Here is a 1,499-nt window from a genome sequence, read left to right on the forward strand (position 1 = left end):
TATTGGTGGCTCGCCGATCCCAACCGAGCCATCGACCTGAGAGAGCGTGCCTACGCAGGATTCCGGAAACAAGGCGACGTCGGGCGGGCAGCCAGGATCGCGCTGTGGCTGTCCCGCGAATATGGAGAAGTACAGCGCAACGAGCCGGCGGCGAACGGGTGGCTCGCTCGCGCCTCGAGCATCATCGAGTCGTCTCCATCGTCCGCGGGACACGGGTGGCTGGCGCTTCAGCGCTCGTCGCGAGCGATCGAACCCTCGGAGGTCGAGCGGCTCGCGCGCGAAGCTCTCGCGCTCGCACGCGCGAACGGCGATCCCGACCTAGAGATCCGCTCCCTGTCTCGGCTGGCGCTGGCATTGGCAGGCCAAGGCCGCGTGGCCGAAGGCGTCACGTCCTTCGACGAAGCCATGGCCGCTGCGACGGGCGGCGAGGCGACCACGCTGGACACCGTCGGGGAAGCCTGTTGCGACGGCATGATCCTGACCGAGGTCGTGGGCGACGCAGGGCGGTTGGAGAAGTGGGCGGCTGTGATGATGGAGTTCATGCAGAAGCACCAATACGGCCCCCTCGTCGCGTTCTGCGGTTCCTGTTGCGGCGAGTTGTTCGCACTCAACGGCGACATGCCGGGCGCCGAGCGCGAACTGTTGAACGCCATCCGTCAGCTCGAAGAGAGCGGGCAGCACTCGCGCTGCGTCCATCCGGCGGTCAAGCTCGCCGAACTTCGCGTGCTGCAAGGGCGGTACGAGGATGCCGAACGACTTCTGGCGGGTTACGAAGGACTGCCCGAAGCGGCGCGCGCACAAGTCGCGCTGGCACTCGCGCGAGGACAGACCGCCGTCGCCGCTGCGATCCTCGAACGGCGATTGAACGCGCTCGGATCAGATTCCCTGCTGACCCTTCCGCTGCTGGTGCAACTCGTTCAGGTGCGTGTGGCGAAGAAGGATCCCGAAGGTGTCCGGACGGCTGCTGCGCGATTGTTGGCGCTCGCGTCTGAGACCGGAGAGCTTCGCGTCGCGGCCGAAGCAGCCCGTGCGCTTGGGCATGCGCATCTTGCTGCCGGCTCAGCAGATGACGCGCGCGCCGATCTCGAACGAGCCCTCGAGCTCTTCACGAAGCTTCGGCTGCCGCTCGAGATCGCGCGCACACGCATGCTGTTGGCGCAGGTTCTTCCCCCCGACGTCGCGATGTCGGATGCCCAGGCCGCGCTGTCGGCGTTCGAGAGGCTCGGTGCGACACGCGAAGCCGACGCCGCCGCCGCGGTGATGCGCGCGTTGGGCGGAAGCGCGCGCACCGGACCGAAAGGCTACGGAACCCTCAGCAAACGCGAAGAAGACGTGCTCGCCTTGCTCGCCGAAGGCTTGACCAACGCAGAGATCGCCGCACGCCTGTACATCAGCACGAAGACCGCCGGGAATCACGTGAGCAACATCTTGATGAAACTATCCCTCCGATCCCGCGCCGAGGCAGCGACGTTCGCAGCTCGCAGAGGCACCTGACTTCG

1 protein-coding gene is annotated in these 1,499 nt (G+C 66.7%); it reads left to right on the forward strand.

Features of this window, described 5'->3' with window-relative positions:
* The coding region (locus WEB06_03720) for a LuxR C-terminal-related transcriptional regulator (protein ID MEX2554723.1) at nt 1-1,494 on the forward strand (1,494 nt) is incomplete at its 5' end.
* Nucleotides 1,495-1,499: the final 5 nt, after the last annotated feature.

Source organism: Actinomycetota bacterium (genome assembly GCA_040905475.1).
In the GTDB taxonomy this organism is placed as follows: Bacteria; Actinomycetota; AC-67; order AC-67; family AC-67; genus DATFGK01.